Source organism: Brevibacillus jepli, from assembly GCF_047229145.1.
Lineage (GTDB): Bacteria > Bacillota > Bacilli > Brevibacillales > Brevibacillaceae > Brevibacillus.
Map to the genome: position 1 here is coordinate 282,393 of NZ_JBFEFW010000004.1, position 20,513 is coordinate 302,905.

At 48.3% G+C, this 20,513-nt stretch carries 23 protein-coding genes; 7 read left to right on the top strand and 16 right to left on the bottom strand.

Going from position 1 to position 20,513, the window contains the following annotated elements:
* Window positions 1-87: 87 nt before the first annotated feature.
* The 3 genes from AB1L17_RS06900 to rph are packed head-to-tail and all read right to left on the bottom strand — an operon-like array spanning window position 88 to window position 2,005.
* Entirely contained in the window at window positions 88-627 is a 540-nt protein-coding gene (locus tag AB1L17_RS06900) for a metallophosphoesterase family protein (RefSeq protein WP_412843895.1), read from the bottom strand.
* Between the two features lie 30 nt (window positions 628-657).
* Window positions 658-1,251: an XTP/dITP diphosphatase gene (locus tag AB1L17_RS06905; RefSeq protein WP_412843649.1), complete on the bottom strand. Its 594-nt coding sequence runs from the start codon at window positions 1,249-1,251 to the stop codon at window positions 658-660.
* Window positions 1,244-2,005 carry a ribonuclease PH gene (rph, locus tag AB1L17_RS06910; RefSeq protein ID WP_412843648.1) on the bottom strand — a complete coding sequence of 254 codons (762 nt, stop codon included), beginning with the start codon at window positions 2,003-2,005 and terminating at the stop codon, window positions 1,244-1,246. Before rph ends, AB1L17_RS06905 begins: the two co-directional genes overlap by 8 nt.
* A gap of 319 nt (window positions 2,006-2,324) precedes the next feature.
* Here rph and AB1L17_RS06915 point away from each other — a divergent pair, with 319 nt between their 5' ends.
* Window positions 2,325-2,975, top strand: coding sequence for an MFS transporter (locus AB1L17_RS06915; RefSeq protein ID WP_412843647.1), 651 nt, complete (start codon window positions 2,325-2,327; stop codon window positions 2,973-2,975).
* A 19-nt stretch (window positions 2,976-2,994) separates the two neighbouring features.
* On the opposite strand, the gene AB1L17_RS06920 is transcribed toward AB1L17_RS06915, so the two are convergent.
* Window positions 2,995-4,047: a GerMN domain-containing protein gene (locus tag AB1L17_RS06920; protein WP_412843646.1), complete on the bottom strand. Its 1,053-nt coding sequence runs from the start codon at window positions 4,045-4,047 to the stop codon at window positions 2,995-2,997.
* A gap of 96 nt (window positions 4,048-4,143) precedes the next feature.
* Entirely contained in the window at window positions 4,144-4,956 is an 813-nt protein-coding gene (racE, locus tag AB1L17_RS06925; RefSeq protein ID WP_412843645.1) for a glutamate racemase, read from the bottom strand.
* A gap of 170 nt (window positions 4,957-5,126) precedes the next feature.
* Here racE and AB1L17_RS06930 point away from each other — a divergent pair, with 170 nt between their 5' ends.
* A complete protein-coding gene (locus AB1L17_RS06930; protein ID WP_412843644.1) occupies window positions 5,127-6,158 on the top strand; it encodes a superoxide dismutase in 1,032 nt (343 codons plus the stop codon).
* A 76-nt stretch (window positions 6,159-6,234) separates the two neighbouring features.
* On the opposite strand, the gene AB1L17_RS06935 is transcribed toward AB1L17_RS06930, so the two are convergent.
* On the bottom strand, window positions 6,235-7,341 hold the full coding sequence (locus AB1L17_RS06935) for a peptidylprolyl isomerase (protein WP_412843643.1): 1,107 nt from the start codon (window positions 7,339-7,341) through the stop codon (window positions 6,235-6,237).
* A 225-nt stretch (window positions 7,342-7,566) separates the two neighbouring features.
* Here AB1L17_RS06935 and AB1L17_RS06940 point away from each other — a divergent pair, with 225 nt between their 5' ends.
* The 3 genes from AB1L17_RS06940 to AB1L17_RS06950 all read left to right on the top strand — a co-directional run bounded on the left by AB1L17_RS06940 (window position 7,567) and on the right by AB1L17_RS06950 (window position 9,864).
* A complete protein-coding gene (locus AB1L17_RS06940) occupies window positions 7,567-8,316 on the top strand; it encodes a Gmad2 immunoglobulin-like domain-containing protein (RefSeq protein ID WP_412843642.1) in 750 nt (249 codons plus the stop codon).
* A 104-nt stretch (window positions 8,317-8,420) separates the two neighbouring features.
* Window positions 8,421-8,939, top strand: coding sequence for a sigma-70 family RNA polymerase sigma factor (locus tag AB1L17_RS06945; protein WP_412843641.1), 519 nt, complete (start codon window positions 8,421-8,423; stop codon window positions 8,937-8,939).
* Complete coding sequence (locus AB1L17_RS06950; RefSeq protein WP_412848863.1) at window positions 8,923-9,864, top strand: DUF4179 domain-containing protein; 942 nt, start codon at window positions 8,923-8,925, stop codon at window positions 9,862-9,864. The genes AB1L17_RS06945 and AB1L17_RS06950 overlap by 17 nt, the downstream gene beginning before the upstream one ends.
* 276 nt (window positions 9,865-10,140) lie before the next feature.
* Here AB1L17_RS06950 and AB1L17_RS06955 read toward each other — a convergent pair whose 3' ends face one another.
* From AB1L17_RS06955 to AB1L17_RS06985, 7 genes are all read right to left on the bottom strand, one after another.
* Entirely contained in the window at window positions 10,141-10,302 is a 162-nt protein-coding gene (locus tag AB1L17_RS06955) for a hypothetical protein (protein ID WP_412843639.1), read from the bottom strand.
* Between the two features lie 8 nt (window positions 10,303-10,310).
* Window positions 10,311-10,865 carry a MauE/DoxX family redox-associated membrane protein gene (locus AB1L17_RS06960; protein ID WP_412843638.1) on the bottom strand — a complete coding sequence of 185 codons (555 nt, stop codon included), beginning with the start codon at window positions 10,863-10,865 and terminating at the stop codon, window positions 10,311-10,313.
* 15 nt (window positions 10,866-10,880) lie between these two features.
* Window positions 10,881-12,665 carry an ABC transporter ATP-binding protein gene (locus AB1L17_RS06965; protein ID WP_412843637.1) on the bottom strand — a complete coding sequence of 595 codons (1,785 nt, stop codon included), beginning with the start codon at window positions 12,663-12,665 and terminating at the stop codon, window positions 10,881-10,883.
* Window positions 12,662-13,195 carry a TlpA family protein disulfide reductase gene (locus AB1L17_RS06970; protein WP_412843636.1) on the bottom strand — a complete coding sequence of 178 codons (534 nt, stop codon included), beginning with the start codon at window positions 13,193-13,195 and terminating at the stop codon, window positions 12,662-12,664. Before AB1L17_RS06970 ends, AB1L17_RS06965 begins: the two co-directional genes overlap by 4 nt.
* A 225-nt stretch (window positions 13,196-13,420) precedes the next feature.
* The gene (locus AB1L17_RS06975; RefSeq protein ID WP_412843635.1) at window positions 13,421-13,861 is read right to left on the bottom strand and encodes a hypothetical protein; all 441 of its coding nucleotides are present in this window, start codon (window positions 13,859-13,861) and stop codon (window positions 13,421-13,423) included.
* 16 nt (window positions 13,862-13,877) lie between these two features.
* Entirely contained in the window at window positions 13,878-14,243 is a 366-nt protein-coding gene (locus tag AB1L17_RS06980; RefSeq protein WP_412843634.1) for a hypothetical protein, read from the bottom strand.
* 138 nt (window positions 14,244-14,381) lie between these two features.
* On the bottom strand, window positions 14,382-15,278 hold the full coding sequence (locus AB1L17_RS06985) for a PhzF family protein (RefSeq protein WP_412843633.1): 897 nt from the start codon (window positions 15,276-15,278) through the stop codon (window positions 14,382-14,384).
* Between the two features lie 127 nt (window positions 15,279-15,405).
* Between AB1L17_RS06985 and AB1L17_RS06990 the strand changes: the two genes are divergently transcribed.
* Both AB1L17_RS06990 and AB1L17_RS06995 read left to right on the top strand, forming a co-directional pair.
* On the top strand, window positions 15,406-16,278 hold the full coding sequence (locus AB1L17_RS06990) for a LysR family transcriptional regulator (RefSeq protein WP_412843632.1): 873 nt from the start codon (window positions 15,406-15,408) through the stop codon (window positions 16,276-16,278).
* Between the two features lie 18 nt (window positions 16,279-16,296).
* Complete coding sequence (locus AB1L17_RS06995) at window positions 16,297-16,674, top strand: DUF3899 domain-containing protein (RefSeq protein ID WP_412843631.1); 378 nt, start codon at window positions 16,297-16,299, stop codon at window positions 16,672-16,674.
* 117 nt (window positions 16,675-16,791) lie between these two features.
* Here the strand turns inward: AB1L17_RS06995 and AB1L17_RS07000 are convergent, their stop codons facing one another.
* The 3 genes from AB1L17_RS07000 to AB1L17_RS07010 are packed head-to-tail and all read right to left on the bottom strand — an operon-like array spanning window position 16,792 to window position 20,430.
* Window positions 16,792-16,974 (bottom strand): hypothetical protein, encoded by a 183-nt coding sequence (locus AB1L17_RS07000; protein ID WP_412843630.1) that lies wholly within the window; start codon window positions 16,972-16,974, stop codon window positions 16,792-16,794.
* A 26-nt stretch (window positions 16,975-17,000) separates the two neighbouring features.
* Window positions 17,001-18,641: a peptidase G2 autoproteolytic cleavage domain-containing protein gene (locus tag AB1L17_RS07005; protein ID WP_412843629.1), complete on the bottom strand. Its 1,641-nt coding sequence runs from the start codon at window positions 18,639-18,641 to the stop codon at window positions 17,001-17,003.
* 37 nt (window positions 18,642-18,678) lie between these two features.
* Window positions 18,679-20,430 (bottom strand): peptidase G2 autoproteolytic cleavage domain-containing protein, encoded by a 1,752-nt coding sequence (locus AB1L17_RS07010; RefSeq protein ID WP_412843628.1) that lies wholly within the window; start codon window positions 20,428-20,430, stop codon window positions 18,679-18,681.
* Between the last annotated feature and the right edge of the window lie 83 nt (window positions 20,431-20,513).

Here is a 20,513-nt window from a genome sequence, read left to right on the forward strand (position 1 = left end):
CCAGCCGCGCCATGATATCTTCGCAGGCTCGGATGATAATATTCTAGCCATTATAACCATTCTAGTATAGCACAAATCTTTCAGTTTTCAAGAAGACCTCGCCGGGCCACGGATAGAATAGTTTCCTCCCAATTGCGGAACCGGGTTGCCTTGGTGGTCATAAAACGTTACGGTTATGTAAACCTCTGTCGGAGACGTGCCAGTCTCTTCCAAAACAGCATATGTCGGTACGTGAAACCCGCGTGGCATTTGCAAGCTGCCCGGATTCAGAAACAATATGCCTCTCTCTACACCACAGGCAGGTACATGAGAGTGACCGAATACGACCACATTCGCCCCGACTTCTTCTGCACGGTAATGAAGGCGCAAAAGAGAACCTTTTACCCCGAAAAGATGCCCGTGCGTTTGCAGGATGTGAAGGTCGCGCCAATCGGTCTCTTGCTCGGTCGGCACCTCTTTTGTCGAATCGCAATTGCCTCGGACAAGCGTCATTTTGGAGAACGGCTCGCGCAGATGGTCTACACAAAAATCGCCGCAATGCAAAATTTTATCGACATGATGTCGGTTGACGACCTGGCTTACTTCCCAGACCAAGCCGTGGCTATCGCTCATGATGAGAATTCCCATCACGCCTCACTCTCCTGTTTTCTATCTAGTCTACTTGATGACCTCAAGCAGCTGCCGCATGGCACGAGCACGGTGGCTGATCTGGTTCTTTTCTTCCGGCATGAGTTCCGCCATCATTTTATCCATGGCTGGAATGTAGAAAACCGGATCGTACCCGAAGCCGTTTGTCCCTTTTGGCTCGCGGGCGATCACACCCTCACAAGCACCTGTCGCAATGATCGGCTCTTCTCCTGGGATCACCAGCGCCAGTGTGCAACGGAAGCGAGCTGTGCGCTCTTCTGTCGACACCTCTTCCAGCTCTTTCAACAATTTACGCCAATTCTGCTCGTCTGTTGCATCCTCCCCGGCGAACCGTGCAGAGTAGACACCAGGCCGACCATCCAGCGCATCCACTTCCAGGCCAGAATCGTCACCGAGTGCTGGCATTTTCAAGTATGTAGAGATTTCGATTGCTTTTTTCAGTGCATTTCCTTCGAAGGTGTCTTTGTCTTCTACTACCTCAGGCACACCGTCAAATTCAGCGAGGCTAATTCCTTCCCAGCCTGCATCTGCGAACAGCCTGTTGAATTCTTTCACTTTTCCCTGGTTACGTGTTGCGAGAACGACTTTTTTTCGATTAGGCATGACTTTCCTCCACTACCGATTGTGCAAAAGAGAGTGTAACATCAGCGAGCGCCTCTTTTTGACTGTTAATCAAGTTGTCAATGCCGACTTTTGCAAGGGCAATCATTTCTTGCAGTTGTTCAGGAGAAAACGGAGCATCCTCCCCTGTTCCTTGCAGCTCGACAAACTTTCCTTTTCCCGTCATGACGACATTCATGTCGACAATTGCTGTAGAATCCTCTTTGTAGTTAAGATCGAGCACTGCTTCCTCGCCAACCACCCCTACTGAGGTTGCTGCCAGGAAGTCGTTGAGCGGCAGCTGTTTCCAGGTGCCACTGTCCACCAGCTTTTGCATCGCGTCTACCATTGCAACGAAGGCTCCGGTAATCGAAGCTGTCCGTGTACCCCCGTCAGCCTGGATGACATCGCAATCCAGCCAAATGGTTCGTTCACCCATTGCTTCAAGGTTTACAACGGAGCGCAGAGCACGTCCGATCAGACGCTGAATCTCCATTGTCCGTCCACCGACTTTTCCTTTGGACGACTCCCGCGCGTTGCGGGTCGCTGTTGCTCGGGGAAGCATGGAATACTCGGCTGTGATCCAGCCCTTCCCGCCACCACGCATAAAAGGCGGTACCCGGTCCTCCAAAGTCGCCGTACAAATTACCTTTGTGTCTCCGACTTCAATCAGGCACGATCCTTCTGCGTGTTTAATGTAATTGCGCGTAATCGTTACTGGGCGCAATTGATCATGGGCACGGCCATCCACTCTCATTCCAAGTTCCTCCTAAGTCGCTTTGTTACACTCCGCTCATTATACCAGAGGCAGGAAACGATCTGCCACTGCACAAACGCCTCTTCCCTATTTGCATTAATTGCAAATATTCTTGTCACTTACGTCCTTACAAAAAATTACTTGCGGACACCAACTAATTTAAATATTATCTAATTAAATGTTTGATTAATTTGATGGTAGGTGAATCTGATTATGAGCTTCCTGTTTCTTTTGAAAAAACCGAATTTGCGGCGTCTTTTGACCGCCAATTTTCTAAGTGGGAAGGGTACCCGCCTCCCCAGACGACTGCGTTCATAACGTGCAGCTGCAGCAGGCTGCAAAAGTCTCTTCCTACGGAGAGGTGATCCGCACCATCACAGCCACACCGATTGTGTACGCCATCCTGTTGCTGAAAGCCGTGTGGCCAATCGGCGGGGGAATTATCAATGTCCTGATCAGTGTCTATGCCTATCAAGTGTTTACTGCTGGTGAATGGGGAATTGGTCTGTTGTACGGTGCGATCGGAATCGGCTTCATCATCGGGGGAATGCTCGCTCAGCGCTTTCAACGTCACTTTAACGAAGTGGCTGCCAGCAGCTTCGCTTTTGAGGGCTTTGCACTGCTTTTGACCAGCTTTTCACCTACGATTTATGTAACGGCACTGTTCTTTGCGCTATGCACCGTGGCGGGAGGAATGGGGAACGCCAGCCTGAATACGTTGATCATGCGGCATGTCACCCCCAGCTACCATGGCAGAGTATTTGCCTTGGATGCGACGATCTCAAACATTCTGATCGGTCTGTCCATGCTCCTCGGCGGATGGATTTTGACGATGGCAGACCCACGCATAGTTGGCTTTGTGGCAGGTCTTTTTGTCACGATCCCATCACTTGTGCTCGGTCTTGTTATTTGGAGGACCGTACGCGCTAGTGACAACGAACAATTGGCGAACAAAAACCACGCTCGTTAATACGGGCGTGGCTCGTTCCTTACATCTGTATGGAATTGAGTTGAACCGGACGGCTCACTGGCTTGGTGAACTCGCCACTGGCTAGTGGTTTTCCTTCCACCAGCAATTGCACTTGCTTGGCTCCTGTGCTTTCAGTCAAAGACAAGACGAGCGATTGCAGTGCCTCTGGGCTCGCTTCCTTGCCATCGTCATATTTGAGGATGTCGCTGCTCAAATCGACCGTCACCAAATCTTTTTCCTGCTTCACATCCAGGACACGGGTCGTACGGAGCAAAGAACTGAACAGCTGTGAACCTTGTTTCGGTCCTTTGATCAGCTCTTCGACGGTTGCCTTGGCTACGTCAGCTGTTTCAGGAACTAATCGAGTGACAGGGACGTAGTACGTACGTGTATCATCCAGCTGCCCCTGGAAATAGACCGTCACAGTGGAGGTATCTCCTGGTACTGCGCCATCGCCCAGTTCCAGATTGACTCCTTGATTCCGGTCTAATAGCGTGATCGGTGTTTTGGCTGCTGGCATTTCTGTCAACGGCGTTCCATTCACCCAAATTTGCACAGTCTTGACGTTGCTAAATTCGGTTAACGCCCGCGTGACTGCATCGACAATTTTCTTCTCGTCTTTCTCTTCATACGTTTTGAAGTCTTTGGAAAAATCGACGGTGGCTACGCCATTTTTGATGACAAGCCCTTTTACTTCTGTTCCTTTTGGCAGAACAGCGGTGAAGCCTCCCTGAAGCATGCTCTCCACCGGACCGCCTTTTACCATGTAGTTCAAAACTTGTTTGGCAGGACCATCTGATTTCGGAAGAGTCAATGAGACAGGGACCACATATCCGTTTGCGTCCTGCAAGTAAACCATTCTCTCTCCAGTCTCCTGAACTACCGGTTGTGCGCCTTCTTTTGCAGCATCCGGGGACGGGGTACCGTTTGGCAAATCAACAGATACCTCTGATTGCGGTGGTGCATCAATACTAATTGTTTCTTTTTCCGGGCCAAAGAGACCGCAGCCCGACAAAAGCACTGCGCTTACCCCCAGTACGGCCGTCATTTTCCCGATGTGCCTTATCTTCATTTCCCCAGCCTCCTTGCGACACTTTGTACTACCATGTATACGAGCTAGGCTTGGGTTTATGCGTTGAAAGTTTGTCTCGCAAGACAAGGTCTTCCATCAAGGCTGGACGGATTTTTCCAATGAGTTGTGCTGGACGTCTACTTTACAATCCAGCCATTCTTCTGCAATGGTCCGGAATCTGTGGGCGTCCCCGCTCGTCACAAACAAATGTGCCGGGCGCTCTTCGTGCTTACTTTCGGCATCCGTGGCGATTTGGAGGGACAATTCTCGCGCTGTTTCCTCGGCAGAATTGATCAAGCGGACTCGATCCCCCATCACTTCCGAAATGACAGGTGCCAGCAGTGGATAATGCGTGCAGCCCAAAATTAACGTGTCCAAGTCTTCGTGCATGAATGGGGCGAGCGTTTCTTGGACGACTCTTCTCGCTTCCTCCGAGTTCGCCATATGGCTCTCCACTAGCGGAACAAATGCTGGACAAGCCATGCCGGCAACATACAGTTCGGGTTGAATTCGCAAGAGCGCACGTTCATATGCTTTGGTACGAATCGTCGTTTCTGTGCCGATGACACCGACCCGTCCGTTCTTCGTCACTTGAACAGCAGCTCGTGCCCCTGGCTCGATCACCCCGATCACTGGCAACGGCAAATAATCCATCGCTTCCTCCAGCACAACGGCAGTCGCGGTATTACAGGCTATCACCAATGCTTTTAACGGTGTACGCATCACATAATCAATCATTTGAAAGCTGTAGGCACGAATTTCTTCCGGCGATTTGGAGCCATACGGACAACGGGCGTTATCGCCTACATAAACAATCCGTTCTTCGGGTAGCTGACGCATGACTTCCTTCGCAACAGTTAATCCTCCCACTCCTGAATCAATAACGGCAATCGCTCGTTCTCTACTCATGCTAATGTGTCTCCCCTGTTGAAATGAATATAGTACAGCATACCACTCAAACATTTGTGCTACTACCATATGCCGTGATGAAATTTCTTGTACTCCGCAAATGTCGCACCTTCTCTAGGCGTCATTCATAATGTGGGGAGAGATGATGCGCCCACGAGGAGGAGAATCTTTTGGAAGAAGAGACCAAAAATTTGTTGGACTGGAGCCAATGGGGTCGACAATGGATCGAGCATTTGCGAAAACATAAGACACTCAATCGGGAGCTGGAGCGGCATCTGCATAAATTTGATGAAACGTTTACGTTCATCGGAAGAAAGGCATCGAAGCTCAGTACGGCACAAGGAGGCGAAGAGCTTCCTACTCTCATTGCTCGCGCTGAACAAGTGCAGGAGCAATTCCATCATTTTTTACGTCTGGCTCAATTGAATGAAGATGAGCTTGTGGAGGAAGAAGTGAAGGTAATAGTTCCGCCAGCAGAAATGGCGCAGACAGCGTTGTCGGAAGAGGAGCACGTGCAAGCAGTAGCAGCGCCCGTGTCTTATCCCGGTACTCGTGAACCTGTCCGTGCGGCTCGACCCGTTGCTGTCGGCCGACACACCCTCCCCCCACTTCCGTATGCCTACAACGCTTTGGAGCCCTATATCGATGAAACCACCATGCAAATCCATCACAACAAGCTACACCAAAAGTATGTAGACGATCTGAATATAGCAGAACGAAAGCTGGCAGAGGCCCGAGAAAGCGGCAATTTCGATCTCGTACGCCATTGGGAACGCGAGCTGGCCTTCAATGGAGCAGGTCATTACTTGCATACGATCTTTTGGCCGGCGATGAGTCCCAATGGTGGTGGCACTCCATCTGGTGATCTCGCAGCGGCAATCAATCGGTACTTTGGTTCCTATGATTCATTCAAGAGACATTTTAGTCAGGCAGCAGAAAAGGTAGAAGGTCCTGGGTGGGCCATTCTCGTATGGTCGCCGCGAGCGCATCATCTGGAAATCCTTACAGCCGAAAAGCACCAGAACCTGTCTCAGTGGGATACCATTCCGCTACTTGTTCTGGACGTATGGGAGCATGCTTATTTTCTCGGGTATCAAAACCAGCGAAACAAGTATGTGGAGAACTGGTGGAATATCGTCAACTGGCCCTACGTCGAAGAGCGATTCGAGCAAGCACGAAAGCTGCGCTGGGAGCCGTATTGAGTGGTATCTCCCCTATCACTTAAAAACCCCCTCGTATCCCAAATCGCAGGGATGAGAGGGGGTTGCTTATGCGGCTTTACTCGTTATACGGAACAAACTCGATCTTTTGCACCTTGATTGCATTTTGAATCGGCTTGGCATTCTCATCTGTTTTCTGCGCGGCGATCTTATCTACGACTTCCATCCCGGAAAACACATGACCGAAAACAGTGTGGCGGTTGTCGAGATACGCTCGTCCGCCAATTTCTTTATACTTCGCTTCCGCGTTTAATGGAAGCGCCGACAAATCGAGGTACTCCTGATCTACCTTAGGGCTTTGAACAATATAGAAATGCGTGCTGTTCGTATTAGGTCCAGCGTTCCCCATACTGAGTGCGCCCCTGAAGTTGAACAAATCACGGTTAAACTCGTCCTCAAACGATTCCCCGTAAATACTCGGCAGCTCCTTGCCATCCGGTCCCTTCAAATCTCCTGCCTGAATCATGAAGTCGTTGATGACACGGTGAAAAATCATATTGTTGTAATGCCCTTTTTGGGCGAGTTTTTTAAAGTTTTCCACCGCTTTTGGAGCTTTGCTCGGGAACAGTCTCAGCTTGATTACACCGACATCGGTCGTGATGACGCATATTTCTTCCCCTTTACTCGGCATTTCCAGCTGAATCAGCTTCACATCGGATACATCGATACCAGAGTCCTGCCACACGACTCCCCATGCCTTCCAATTCACCGGGTCTGTTCCTCTTCTGGCCAAGCCGATATAGTCCGTTTTTTCAATCGCTTTGTTGTCTGCGGTATAGCCTACGTATTTGAATTTAACGATCGCACGGTAGTTGTTGTAAGCATCCTGCTTTGTCACGGTGTACAGCTTTTCTACTTTTGTTTCGATTACCTGAATGTTTTTGTATTGTGCCAGACCTTCCACGTAGGTTTTCATCGCAAAATTCGTTAAGGAGTCATCTGCTACCAGCTTTGCTACCTCAGCAGGATTTGCCCGCTGCTTCACCAAGGCCGCAACGAAATCACTGGCTTCCTGCTTGTCACCACCATGCGGGCGGAACTGGTTTACCTGGACTTCATTTCGATAATCATGAATAGCGTTTGCAGCAGCATGCTGGACAAATGTCGGACTCAGTAACGGGATCGCAATACTTGCAACGACTGCCAGAGAAACGAGCTTTTTCATTCTTCCGCCCCCACTAAATTAGAAGATTTTTACACAAGAATAGTATATCCTAATCTGATTTCCGTTGACGATAATATTTTTAATATTCAGTCATTCTTATTCATAAAAACTCTTGCGTCTTTTTGGCCTCCTCCCCCGTCTAACCCATGTAAACTTCATGAAGCTACAACAAAAATTCTATCAATCACAAAGGCAATAGGCCATATAAGGGAGAGACCTACAATCATGAATAAAAAAACCATCACCGTATTCGCAGCTTCCATTTTGACTTGCTCTGTTTTCGCAGGAGTTCTTGGTACCACTTGGGCTAACCAGGCTGCAACCCCAGTAATCGCACAGCAAGAAACCAAAGGAAACGAAGCCGCCACGCAAAATAATTTTCGGAATATCAAGCTAGCAGAGCCTGCTCTACTATACACGGTAAAAGGGGAAGCAAACGTTTTTGAAGGAACGTACCAATACGCAGTAAAACAAGGAAAGCATGTATTGGCGAAAGGATTCGGAACGGCTTCGAAAGGCGGTCCTGAGTGGGGAACTTTTGCGCAAACGATTAAACTACCAGTAAGTGAACTGATCGGAAACGAGCCGTTGACGCTCGAAATGTTTGAAATCAACCAAGAAAACGGGGCGACTATCAACAAGCTTTCCATACCTTTGAATAAGGCTGGTAAAGTAAAAAACACCACAGTATTTCGCAACCTGCAGCTTGCCACACCGTCTGTCGTGTACACAGTATCCGGCGAAGCCAGCGTTTTCGAAGGCACGTACCAGTATGCGGTGAAGCAAGGTGAACAAGTCGTTGCCAAAGGCTTTGGAACAGCATCAAAAGGCGGCCCGGAATGGGGTGAGTTCACGCAAGAGATTGTCATCCCACTAAGCAACCTGTCCAAAAATAAGCCAAGCTCCCTTGAGCTGTTTGAAATCGACCAGGAAAGCGGCGAAATGAAAAATAAACTGGTGCTTCCATTGAAGTAAGGATAGAAGGATGTACGCTCCCGCAGTGTGTCTAGCGCTGCGGGATTATTTTCGATTAGAAAGGAAGAATCTAACCGTATTCAGTAAGGAGGGTGTGCACCATCGTGAATCAAATTGAACTGGCACAAAGAGCCATTTCCGGTGATGAAGACAGCTTTACGCTTCTGATCCAAGAGAGTAGAGAAAAAATATATCGCATGGCTTTTACGTATGTAAGAAACAAGGAGGATGCGCTGGAAATCGTGCAGGAGACGGTGTACCGCGCGTTTATCTCCGTACACAAATTAAAACAGCCGCAATATTTCCAAACGTGGCTGACCAAGATCGCTGTCAACTGCGCTTTGGATCATATTCGAAAAGCGAAAAAAGTCGTTTATATGGACAAAGAGCATGAAGGCAGCTACGAACAGAAGCCGAGGGAAGACGTCATGGACTTGCACGAAGCACTAGATCAGCTCGATGAAAAATCTCGCACGGTCTTGATGCTGAGATACTTTGAAGACATGCCCATCAAGGACATTGCCGATGTGCTAGATATACCCCTCAGCTCCGTAAAATCGATTATTTACCGCGGGCTGGAGAAGTTGAAAGTGAACATTGGGGAGCGTGAATATCTTGGATAAAAAGCTGGACGATTTCAAACAAGCCTATCACGATATTGAAATTCCAGATGAGCTGGCGGCAGTCACACAGCAAGCCATTGAACGCGGCAAGCTTCATCGGAAACGTACGAAAGCAAGAACCCGTTGGTTGAAGCAAGCCGGGATAAGCGCAGCGGCAGTCTTTGTTCTTTTCACAGTCAGCGTGAACACGATGCCCTCCGTCGCAAGCGCTTTGGAAAACGTGCCCGGACTCGGCAAGCTGGTGAAAATTTTACAGTTCAATAAAGGCAGTGCAGGCGGCGGTACTCCTCAGGATGCCGTAGATGTGAGCTTCATTACCGTGCAAAAGCAAGGCGACCAGGAAAACATCATCTTGAATTTTACGCAGGATAATGAAGTGCAAGAGAACGCTAGCTCCTTCCATGTGAGTTTTACCGAATATCCGAATACGATGACGTTTGCCGTTGGTGGTGCCCGAAGATTTTCGGCTGTCAAAGATTTCGAGACCTTGAAGCAAAGTCCGTATATTCAAGATGCCTATGAGATCATTTCGTTGGATGATTCTCTCGTGCGTTTTAATGTGACCTTTACGGAAGCGATTGCTTATGAGGTGAAAGAGTATAAGGAACCGGCGCAGGTAGTTATTACGATTTCACCGAAAGAAGTGACTCCTGAAGATCAGCAGCCTGTGTACGCGGTTCGTACTGCTTCGGTGCCGTATGGAGAGACGCTCGGGGCTATGGAGGAATCTCTGTTGGTCGCGGACAATATGCGCGTTTTGAAGGATAAGCAAGGCGGGTACTTCGTCGAGGCTGGGTATTATCGGACGGAAGCTCAGGCTCAAGAGAAGATAAAGCAGTTGAAGGATGAGTTTGGGGTTGTGGAGCCGTTGTTTGTGGAGAAGAGAGAGTACTTGGAGGTGCCTGGGGGGATTGTGGCGCAGTAAAGTGTTCCCTCTTTGTTAAAAAGCAAGACCGCCTCATGTAGTAGAAACCTCTACTCGTGAGACAGTCTTGCTCTACTTATATGCCTTGAAAACTACCAAGGGCATTCGCACAATGGGCCATTTCTTACGCATCCTTTGTGGCATCCTGCAAATGCACTTGCCCCGAGCTTTTGGAGTAATTTCTTAAACATGCCTATCACCTCGCTTTTCCATAAAATGTATTTATAGGAATATAATACAATACTTATATGAAAATTGAAAGCGTTTTCTGAAATTTCAAGAAGTAATATTTTCGTCGCGCCTTCTGCTATTCTCTTCTGCTGCTTCCATTTTGTTAATGAACGTCCCGACCACTTTCAATACTTGAAACAAGACGACCAGAATCGCAATGACCGTCAACCATAATACACCAAATCCAATCATCCAGCCTGTAGACATGTTCATCCCTACCTTTTTCGCAAAATATGTTTGAACGTACTGATTTCTGCACTAACAGCCATGAGCAGTGAGATGCACACACTAGAAAAGCTGATAGCGATTACCGAGCTGGTGATTTCGAAACTGCCAGACGATAGATAATGGTCCACACTCGCCCAGCCCCCGCTCCATTGCCCCACATAGACGGCCAGAATGATGAATACAAGGTTACGAAAAACAAGCTTCCATGATAAAAAATGGTTTCCCGCCATCCCGCCGCATCCGCAAGAAATCTTCTCTCTTCCTCTTACTAGATTGATGATGATCGCGGCTGTGTACGCCCCCAGCAACAAAATCGCCAGTGACAGTCCCAGCTTTGTAAAAAGACCAATCAGCAAGGAAATCCCTACGATGACTTGCAGCCCCAGATCAAGATACGTAAAGCTTTTTGACCACGGATAGGGGATGATCCGATAGGCGCGCACAATGGACAAATGCGTGCCCATGTCACTTATTTTTGAGACAAATGTGCTGAGAAATAAAAATGCGAGAATCAGCCGAAACAGCAACCCAAGCTCCTCCATAACACCCCTCCTTCGTTACGCAAACCATTTCGCCTGCATGCGGTACATGCGCGAATATTCCCCGTTTGCATCCATTAGCTCATCGTGATGTCCCACTTCTATTAACTGACCTTGCTTCATAACAAAAATCCGATCCGCCATTCGTGCAGCAGCCATCCGATGGGAAATAAAAATCGCCGTCTTGTTCTGTGTGAGAGCATCAAACTGCTGAAATACTTCCAGCTCTGCCTGTGGATCGAGTGCCGCTGTAGGCTCGTCCAGAATAAAAATCTCGCCTCTCCTGTACAAAGCTCGTGACAGGGCGATCTTCTGCCACTGTCCGCCTGACAGGTCTTCGCCATCCTGCAGCGTCCGACCCAATATCGTATCGTATCCGCTGGGGAGCCGACGAATAAAGGTATCTGCCCCTGTTTCTACCGCTACTTGCCTCATCTGGGACGGATTGATTTCCTGCGTAACTCTTCCAATGGTGATGTTCTCTCCAGCAGTGAAGTTGTACCGAATGAAGTCTTGAAAAATGACCGTGATATTTCGTTGCAGGTCGGAAATATCGAGCTCATGAATGGACTGATTGTCGAACAGAATATTCCCGGAATGGATCGGATAAAGTCCCATCAAGCATTTGACGAGAGTCGTTTTTCCAGAGCCATTATCGCCCACGATCGCAATACGCTCCCCAGGCTTGATCGTAAAAGAAACTTCATTGATCACATTTCTCTCCATTTTCGGATAGCAAAACGACACCCGATCAAACGTAATACCAGATTGCAGCTTGGCGGGAAACTCAGCTTTGCCAGTGAGCTGCGGAATCGTTTTATCCTCATATTCCAGAAAGTCAAACAGATCAGCGATGTACAAGCATCTGTTTACGATATGGGCGAGGTTAAAGGTCATCAGCGAAAGCAGCTGCTGTGTATTTTGTACAGCTTGCGCAATGGCTACAAAATCCCCTACCTTCAGGGCGCTTGCACGAAGCAGCGATACGACCAATGCCAAGCAGCCAACATACATCGAGGAGGTGAAGATTCCCGAGAAAATCAGTGCTTTTTCCCTGCGGTGGAGTAATCGAAGTACCTCTTTCATATTTTTCAAATACAGGCGTGACCATCTACCGAGCATAAAGTCCTTTAGCTGAAACAGTCGGACCTCTTTGGAGCTGTCGCGCTCATTCAGGATCGAGCTTATGTAGGAGGCTTCGCGAATCTCTGGCGTCTGTAGCCTTGCAAGAAAGTATTCCGACATACCGAATTTGATTTGGACGATTAACAGCGGGATCACGGCCAGCAAGCTCATTACAGCTAATCCCCAGTGAATGCTAAGCAAAAACACCGCATAGGAAATCAACGTTATCAGATTTTTACCGAGATCCAATACCCTTTCTACAGGATCCAGAAAGCGTTCCCCCATCGCCTCTGCCCGGATGCGGTGATGGTGATTGTAAAATTCCGGGTCATCAAAATAAGAGAGCGGAACGGATGCTGCTTTCCTAGCTACCAAATGCTCCAAATGATATTCCAGTCGTTGCTCTGTATGTGCATCGAGAATACGCAAGACCGTTTCCAACAAATTGGTCAACAACGTAACGGAAAACAATCCCGCAAGCAGCCAAAGCAATGGCTGGTAATCATCCGTTTGATCCAGCGCAATGGCCGTAACCTCGTTCACCATTTCTTTCATGATCCAGATCGTGGCCAACGGGGAAAACGCCAGGATGATTCTAAGGGCAATCGAACAAATGAGCCATAGCTTCCCATGTGCCCAAATCAGTCGAACCGTTTTAATAAAATACGAGCGAGTCATGAACGCTCACCTGCTAACGCCAACAGCTTCTTTTTGGTGTCCACTGCGCTTACCGGCTTTGCACGTACGACATCCTGCTCATCGATCACAAATATGCTTGGGAAATGATTGATCTGATACGTTTCCAGCATAGGGCTATTGCCAATTAGTACAGGGATGCCAGCTATTTTGTTTTCTTGCAGCCATTGGGAAGTGGATAATTGTTCGGATTCTGTCGAGATGATAACGGATGCAGCTGTGAGTTCCCCTCCCTCGGACAATAGTTCGTGCACATGACTGGCACAGTGACCACAGCCTGTATGGGTGAAGTTTACGATTAGCGGACGGGGAAGATGATCCAGTCGGTGCTCTTGACCGTTCAGCGTGCGGAAAGATAACGATTGTAGCTGGGTTCCGATCGCAGGCCCCGTTTCCGGAATGAACGGGTGAAAGTTATGGACCTGTACCTGTGTTTGTTTTAACAAAGCGGTAACTTTCACGAATATTACGACAAAGACAAGTGCAAAGCTAGCTTTGATTGCTAAGAGCAAATGTATCGATCCCCTTCCATGCGACTCGACATTACACGAGAGTCATGACATATTTTTACAGAGAAAATACCATAATATCCTAATTTTGTCATTCTTTTATGTGTCAAATAAGTCTATTGATATAATAAATTTTGTTGGTTTAGTATGAACTCGATCAAAAAGAAACCCCAAGCAAGTATGTAACTACTCGCCTGAGGCTTCACTCTTTTTTGGCATGCGTAATCTCTATTCCTCTTTGTACGTATATTTTTCTGGATTCATCACATAGTCGCCAGTAGATACACAATCATTTGTTTCAAATGACACTGTCACTTTTCCAGTTGCGTTCATACCTAGTTGACAATAACCCCTTGGCCAATCTAATACTCCACCGAGATGGTATTGATAGTCCTCGTGATCGAAGGGCTCTCCCCAACCTTTTGATAGCTTTTCGCCAGACTGGTATATCGAAACTTCTAAGAGACCGGATGTCACTCCTTCAAAATTGATGGTAGATATTCCAGCTACATAGTAATCCTTATCGTTTTGATTTCCTATGAGTGTGACTCCCCATACTTCAATAGCTATTGTCTGGGGTAATTTTCTATGAACCTGAAAAAATATCGTAGCTTCTGTAAAATCAACTCGATCAAATAGCTTACCTGTAGCATCCATTACTCTTCTCATTTTACTCACCCATTTCTTAAGCAAAATGTGTGTCAAAACGCTTTCTCATATAAATACTCCAAGTAAGACCTACTATGAGCATCAATGCTCCTGGAATACCTAACAAAATCGTATACAAAATACTAAACCATATGAAAATACTTAGCCAACTCACATATGCGGCTTTCCTATTTTTTAAGCATAATAAACTTCCGATCACTATCATTATGACGGGAAAAGGCATCACGGCTATCTTTACTCCTTCAATGGATAGGAGAAGTAATGTGCATAGTCCTCCAATTACTAACCAAAGTATGCCTGATATTTTGCTTTTAAGAAAAGGTGTTAAGATATAGAGAATTATCATTCCTACTATTAGCGGAGTAAGTATGATCGCCTCCATATAAGTTACCCCCTACTTTTTAAGATTAATCACCATAAAACACACAATTCGGATTATAACGAACCCCTTATATTGGATCAACAGGAAACAAAAAGGACGTCCTTATTCAAGAACGTCTTCCTTGCAGACTATCATCATTTATACCCTCATCTGCCCCGCAATCGTCACATGCGCCTCACCCGCTACGCGAATAACAGGTTCCTCCCCCGACCTATCAACCGTTACATACAACGTCCCTGGCCGCCCGATCGCATGCCCTTGCCCTACGACGAGTTGATTAACTTGTCCAGCAGGTAGCAACTCTTCCAATGCAAGATAGCCAGCCAACGCACCGTTTGCAGCACCTGTCACTGGATCTTCTGCAATCCCGATCGCAGGGGCAAAGTCACGCGTATACAAGTCATAGCCACGTGGAGCATCCCACGTAAACAAATGGGTTGTTGTAATGCTATGTTCCTTGTTCATTTCTGCGAGCGTTGAGAGCAATGGCTGTGCTGCATCGATTGCCTGACGGGTGCGGACTGGAACGAGCAGATGCAGATTGCCGGTGGAACCGAGCTTCATTGGATAACGATCGTCCAGGTCATCTGGCTTTATGCCAACCAGTCTCGCTACCTCTTCCCTGTCTACATCAATCTCCTTCACAGAAGGCTTGATCTGGGTCATTTCCACTCGCTGTAATTGGCCATCCTCAACCACCAACTGAACTGGAATCAATCCAACGTTTGTCTCAAACACGATGCGGTTCCCCTTTTCCAACCAGCCGCGTTCTGTTGCTAACAACCAGGCGGAGCCTACTGTCGCATGGCCGCAAAAGTCGATCTCAACCGCAGGAGAAAAATACCGAATACGAAAATCTGCTTCCGGATGGTCAGATGGCGTCAAAAAGGCCGACTCAGGAAGATTCAACTCATTGGCAATTTTCTGCATTTGTTGTAAAGTCAAAGTACCTGCTTCCGGGATCACACCTGCGGGATTGCCTGCAAAAGGCTCACTCGTAAAGGCATCTACATGGTATACGCTCACATGATTCATCCTTGTTTCTCTCCTTTTGTAAAATGAATGCTTCTCTTGCTTTTCATCTTAAAATGAAGCAACCGCGCTGTAAAATGAAGCTTTCGCATACCAACCATGATAAAAACTTCATGAAAGGAAGAACTCCATGACTTTGTTTCAAATGGAAGTGCTCGTTGCTGTCACCAACACTGGCAACTTTACGCGAGCAGGTGAGCAAATCGGTTTGAGCCAGTCGGGCGTGAGTCATACGATCGGTGCTCTGGAGAAAGAGCTCGGCATTTCCTTGTTTATCCGCAATCGTGGCGGTGTCAAGCTGACTGCAGCCGGGGAACAAATAGTAGCCTCTGCTCGCTCTATTTTGGAAAGCGTAGCTCACATCAAACAGGTAGCGAGTGAATGCAGTGTGCTTCACGATGCAACGATCCGGATCGGTTCTTTTCCCAGCGTAACCGCTCAGATACTGCCAAAATTGCTGAAGTTGATGCAGAGTCACTATCCGCATATGAAAACAAGGTTGTACGAAGGAAGCTATCAGGAAATAAAAGAATGGATTCTCTCAGGGGTTGTCGATGTCGGTTTTCATGTTTGGCCCGATGACGAGCTGGAAGGAATCCTGCTTACGAAGGACGTCTTGCAGGCTATCGTTCCAGCAAATCATCCTTTGGCAAAAGAGCACTCGCTAACCTTGCAGCAACTGGTACATGAATCGTTTCTTATGCCCATGGCGGGTTGTAACTTGTTGATTGGCGCGGAATTTGCCAAGGCTGGGCTTACACCAAATGTTGCGTATGAAATAGCCGACAATGCAACGATACTCGCAATGGTAGAAAGCGGTGTCGGAGTAACCGTCGTTCCGTCTCTGATTCTACCTGCGAAACTACCTGTTGAAGTAGCTGTAAAAGAACTGTCTCCGCCGCTGTATCGACAAATCGGCTTGGCTGTACACTCGCCTCGTGAAGCCTCACCTGCCGTTCGAGCTTTTCTGCGGGAAGCAGGGCGCATTGCACCTACACTATAAAAAGGACGTGCTTCTTCGTTGAAAAAATGGCTCATTCTCCTACTCGCTCTCTCTGTCATAAGTAGCATAATGGCAGGAATTACTTTCCAAGCAGCTGTTTTGGTGCCATTGATTAACCAAAGCTTTCTCATCGGGCTTTTACTGCTAGTCGTTGGAAGCATTGCCGTCGTTACCCGCTCCGGGTTTTTCACCGTTTTTCTGAACGGATTCAAGCTATTGAAAGGAATGTTCTTCCGCAAGCCTCGCATGATGGACAGTGACATTGTTCAGGCAAACGATCCTGCTTTCGCGGAAAAAAAAGAATCACTCGTGCGGATCGGAACGTCACTTCTTCTCACGTCTGGCACGAGCTTGATTGTTTTCTCGATTGTTCTTACTTGCTTCTATTATGTGTGATCACGCCGTTAGGGCTGTCTCAAAAGTAGTTTTTAGCTGCTTGGGAGGCGGCTCGCTTTATTTATATGAGACAAAAAACCCAGAAACTTTGAGCTTCTGGATTACGATTACACATATTTACATCCTTTGAATTTCATTTTCTATCCTTTCGAGCCTGTTCTTCATCATGTCAGTTACCCTTAAATGTTCCACTCTCAATTGCTCTGGAAGCGCTCCCAACCTTGCTTCCATTTTGGCGATCTTCTCTTTATGTCTCTCGAGTCGTTGCAAGTGCCTTTCATGTCTATCTTGTGTATTCATTTTTCCATCTCCCTTGAAAAAATTTTCTACACACGATTTCCATTAAATAAAATCATGATTTGATTGTTTCCTGTCCGTTTCATTACCCGATAACCTGTAGGCGAAACGGTCGCAATTCCGTCGTCGTTTGGCTTGCAGTATCCACCCGCTCTGCACGTGCCATCGTCGTGAAGAAGCAGCTTGCCAATAAGACCGACTGCAACCCAGTTAGGTAATTCTTTCCGCGTATTACACTTTTGATCCGGATCCCAGTATGGGTTGATTTTGGGCCTTTGCTCGGTTCGTTCGGGTACGATGATTTTTCCAGCCGGATCCGTTACCGCAGGAATCACGACCTCATGGTATTGAATGCGACTCCATTCATCGAACACAAACTTGCTGCACCCCGGATCTACTACATCCGCCAAAATCGCAGGATTGGAGCTGGTCACTCCCAAAATGTAGTCGTCTTTGGAAGTGGCTTTGCGAATCGTTTCACCCTCTGTGTCAAAGGTGACAAAATAACCTACATCAATCGGCTGGCCATCCGCCGTTTCAAACATTTCGGCAAAATCGCAAGCGCCGGCGGCTATGTTGAACGCAGAAGCCGTTATACTCGAATCAAAGCAAGCACTGCCGTTGTTTAAAATTTTGGCAACGACACCTGCTGTATCATACGGAACTGCTCCATTAACGAGATACCAGGAATACGGCAAATCTCCTGCTGCAACGTTAGGAGCACCGTTCCGACCCATGACATGCACTCCCTCCAGTGTGCTGGCGCTCGTATCCGCCCCCTCTGTATGGGAATATCTCCCGGTTGCCATCGTTCTAATTCCTTGCGCATGGGATGCTTCTCCAATCGCAAACGTAATAGCACCTTCAGCATGGGAAGCGAGTCCAGCCGCGAATGTGAGAGCTCCTTCGGCATGAGCTGATAGTCCAATAGCATTTGTTAAAGAACCTTCGGCATGAGCCCCTGATGTGGAGGCATTTGTAAGAATTCCCTCGGCATGGGAACCTTCTCCACTAGCCACTGTGTCATTACCTTCCGCATGTGATGCAATTCCACTCGCCTCTGTGAGAAGACCTTCTGCATGTGAAGCAGCTCCACTGGCAACTGTACCATTTCCCTCAGCATGCGAAGCAGCTCCACTGGCTACTGTACCATTTCCCTCAGCATGCGAAGCAGCTCCACTGGCTACGGTACCATTTCCCTCAGTATGCGAAGCAGCTCCACTGGCTACGGTACCATTTCCCTCAGTATGCGAAGCAGCTCCACTGGCAGTGGTATTTTCCCCTTCCGCATGGGCAGCACGTCCTCTTGCCGCCGTAGATATTCCCTCCGCGTGGGCAGCCAATTGAGTTGCGGTCGTCATTAGACCCTCCGCATGAGAAATCAAGCCGCTCGCAACCGTCCCTTTCCCTTCAGCATGCGACTCATCTCCGCTTGCTACCGTGTTAAAGCCTTCCGCATGAGCGGCGAGTCCTCTTGCTGTTCCGCCAATTCCTTCCGCATGGGCTCCCATTCCGCTCGCCGAAGTTCTGTTTCCTTCCGCATGCGAACATCTCCCGCTTGCCTCTGTTCCACATCCCTCGGCGTGGGAGCCTGCTCCACTTGCGACTGTGCCTATCCCTTCGGCTTCAGAGCATTGACCACTGGCGTTTTCGTTGCAACCGTGTGGCATACGAGTCCCTCCTAACAAATTTGGACTTGTATTTCTATTATTTAATTAACACCAAGATCTGATTGTTTCCTTTCCGCTTCATCACCCGATAACCTGTACGCGAAGCCGTCGCAATCCCGTCGTCGTTTGGCTTGCAATATCCACCTGCCCGGCACGTGCCATCGTCATGAAGAAGCAATCTGCCAATGAGACCGACAGCTACCCAGTTCGGTAAATCTAAACGGGTTTGACACTTCTGATTTGGATCCCAATATGGATTAATGATGGGTCTTTGCTCGGTTCGTTCAGGTATGATGATTTTCCCTTCCCGATCCGTTGTCGCAGGAATCACGACCTCATGGTATTGGATCCGATTCCATTCATCGAACACGAATTTACTGCACCCCGGATCTTCCACATTCGCTAAAATCCCCGGATTGGAACTGGTCACTCCCAGGATATAGTCGTCTTGCGAAGTGGCTTTCCGAATAGCTTCACTCTCTCCGTCAAAAGTGACAAAATAGCCTATATCAATCGGCTGGCCATCCGCCGTTTCAAACATTTCGGCAAAATCGCAAGCACCTGCGGCTATGTTAAACGCAGCAGCGGTCACGGACGAGTTGAAACACGCACTGCCGTTGTTTAATATTTTGGCGACGACGGCAGTTGTGTCGCATGGAGCTACCCCATTGACAAGGTACCAGGAAAACTGTAAATCTACCGCAGGATTGGGAGCACCGTTACTCCCCATCACATGCACACCCCTGAGTCCACTTGCGCACGTGCCCGACCCTTCCGTATGGGAAACTTCTCCGTCGGCAAGAGTGTTAAAGCCCTCGGCATGGGATGACTCTCCTCTGGCCTCTGTGCTACGACCTTCGGCATGGGAGTGATTTCCACTTGCAAGTGTGTTAAAACCTTCTGCATGCGCTGAATCTCCTCTAGCCTCTGTCCCTCGCCCCTCCGCATGGGAAATCACTCCACTGGCAAGTGTACGAAAACCCTCCGCATGGGAACCTTCTCCTTCAGCCACTGTCAGAGTACCCTCTGCGTGCGCTGAAAATCCATTTGCCTCTGTAAAATTACCCTCGGCATGGGAACTATCTCCACTGGCAACTGTTCTAACCCCCTCTGCATGGGAATTATTTCCACCAGCAACTGAACCATTACCCTCCGCATGAGCTCTATCACCGCTGGCAAGGGTGAAAGAACCCTCTGTGTGGGATGCAAACCCACTAGCCTCAGTAGAGTTACCCTCGGCATGGGAACTTTCTCCACTGGCAACTGAACCATTCCCCTCAGCATGAGCAGATATTGCACTGGCAGTTGTGGCTGTACCCTCCGCATGAGTTGCATCTCCACTGGCATTTGTGTTGAAGCCTTCCGCATGTGCGGAATCCCCGCTAGCTGCTGTGTTTTCCCCTTCCGAATGAGAAGCGCGTCCTCTTGCCGCGGTAGATATCCCTTCCGCATGTGCAGCCAGTTGAGTTGCCGTTGTCAAGAGACCCTCGGTATGGGAAATCAATCCGCTTGCAATCGTCCCTTTCCCTTCCGCATGTGACTCATCTCCGCTTGCTACCGTGTTAAAGCCTTCCGCATGAGCGGCGAGTCCGCTTGCAGTTCCCCCAATCCCTTCTGCATGGGCGCCAAACCCGCTCGCCCTAGTTCTGTTTCCTTCCGCATGTGAACACCTCCCGCTCGCCGCAGTTCCACAGCCTTCTGCATGTGAGCCATCTCCGCTTGCGACTGTACCTATCCCTTCGGCTTCGGAGCACAGTCCGCTGGCGTTTTCGTTGCAACCATGTGGCATGTGAAATCCTCCCACTATAAAGTAATGTTTTCTCCTGTTTTCTCGCTCATTCTCTGTTTTTTAACTTTGACATCTTAAAGCTC